This is a genomic window from Arachidicoccus sp., assembly GCF_050436765.1.
In the GTDB taxonomy this organism is placed as follows: domain Bacteria; phylum Bacteroidota; class Bacteroidia; order Chitinophagales; family Chitinophagaceae; genus Arachidicoccus.
Genome location: NZ_JBNQGD010000395.1, coordinates 1 through 1,499, shown reverse-complemented (window position 1 = coordinate 1,499; position 1,499 = coordinate 1). Strand labels below are relative to the sequence as shown.

At 35.4% G+C, this 1,499-nt stretch carries 2 protein-coding genes; both read left to right on the top strand.

Annotated elements, in window-relative coordinates; genetic code table 11:
* The first annotated feature begins 892 nt into the window (after positions 1-892).
* Positions 893-1,033: a hypothetical protein gene (locus ACQR30_RS16490; protein WP_429736854.1), complete on the top strand. Its 141-nt coding sequence runs from the start codon at positions 893-895 to the stop codon at positions 1,031-1,033.
* 249 nt (positions 1,034-1,282) lie between these two features.
* On the top strand, positions 1,283-1,499 hold a 217-nt coding region (locus ACQR30_RS16485), incomplete at its 3' end, for a hypothetical protein (RefSeq protein WP_429736853.1).

Sequence of the window (1,499 nt, the reverse complement as noted above, 5' to 3'; positions counted from 1 at the left end):
TTTATTATCATAATCGTTACCATAATCATACAAGAAGTTGTTACAAAATCGTTTTGAGAAGTATGCTCTGTAGTTGCCCAAACTCGGGATCTTCTACATCAGAAACTCGATTTGTCTTCTTAGATCTAAAACGACTTTTACCAAAACTAGAAACATATGGTTAGATCTAAAACAAGGTACAAACTAAAAGCTAGATTTTCTTACCTCTTTCGGCTTCTGACATTAAGCTCACTTCAAAATCCTTCATGGATTTCACAAAGATCTTAAAGCCGTAATGATGAGAATGAAAACGGTGATTAAGATTAGAACAAGGCAAATTGCAAGCTCGGTTAAAAACCGATCATTGCTAGCCTTGATCCGACGAAAAATCTCATCGTCTTCCTTCGACATGATTGATCGAAAATGGAAGAGAAAATGAAAATGGAGTTGATGAGGAAGAAGATAAGAATGAGTAAAAGGAGGAAGAAGATAAGAATGGGTTAAAGTGATGAGTGGATGACCGTAAATATAAGGGGATAAAGATGAATAATCGGTATTAAAGGTTACCGGTAATTTTTACATCGAGTTGATACCTTACTTGCATAATTGTCATCTTTTATATATTTGGCATATGCTTAACACAAGGACAAGTTTTTGGAAACAAAATACTTCATATATTATACATTCAAACTTACAACGATGTAGATCTTAATAATCTACTTATCTTACATGCCGACTAAAGATGGATAACAAAATAAAAACATTACTACTTTGGACTAACGTCCTCGGACCATCTTGCTTCATTCCCACTTGCAATCAATAATTACCAATTATATGGACTTAAAACTGAGTCCGGAGACGGAGGTGGTGCCGGAGGAGTGACCGGATAAATATGGGGATAAGAAAAATAAGGATGAAAAAATTGTGGATGAGTGGTGTAAACGGTGAAGAAGATTGGATAAGGATCATAGTTGATAAGTATAACCGGGTATACCGGAAACGCAGAAGACATGGTTATCTTCCTGCTCTCTTTCCTTCTTCTTTACATACTTAAGCTCATATATGCTTTATATACTCATTATTTCTGATGAATTACTCTAAACGTCCAAACTCTTAACTATTGTATTTCCCCGAGTAATTATGCATGTTTTCAAAGGCCTAGTTATAGGATAACTATTATGGCTATTCTGTTACATGTCGATGGAAATAAATAGTGACTAGATCACGTGCATAATAAATAAGGACATACATTTACGTATTTTTCTTTGCCATAACATATTTATAACTTTTGCAGTAAGATAAAATGGCATACTTAGCAAAAAGAGAATTTGAGATCCTTGAGTTGTCGGGCGAAAAATTCTTTCAATGGAGGGTGGACGCCATTATTCACCTCGTGGCAAAAGGTCTAGAGAAGACCATTGAAAAGGTTGAGAAAAAGGATAAAAGTGAAGTGGTAGAAGTGAAAGAATGCACGCCTATAGAAAAGGCTCAGGCGATTGCATTCCTTCGCCACCATATTC

Coding starts and splice junctions, on each gene's coding strand:
- ACQR30_RS16490 (WP_429736854.1), top strand. CDS start 893: ATGAAAAAATTGTGGATGAGTGGTGTAAACGGTGAAGAAGATTGGATA.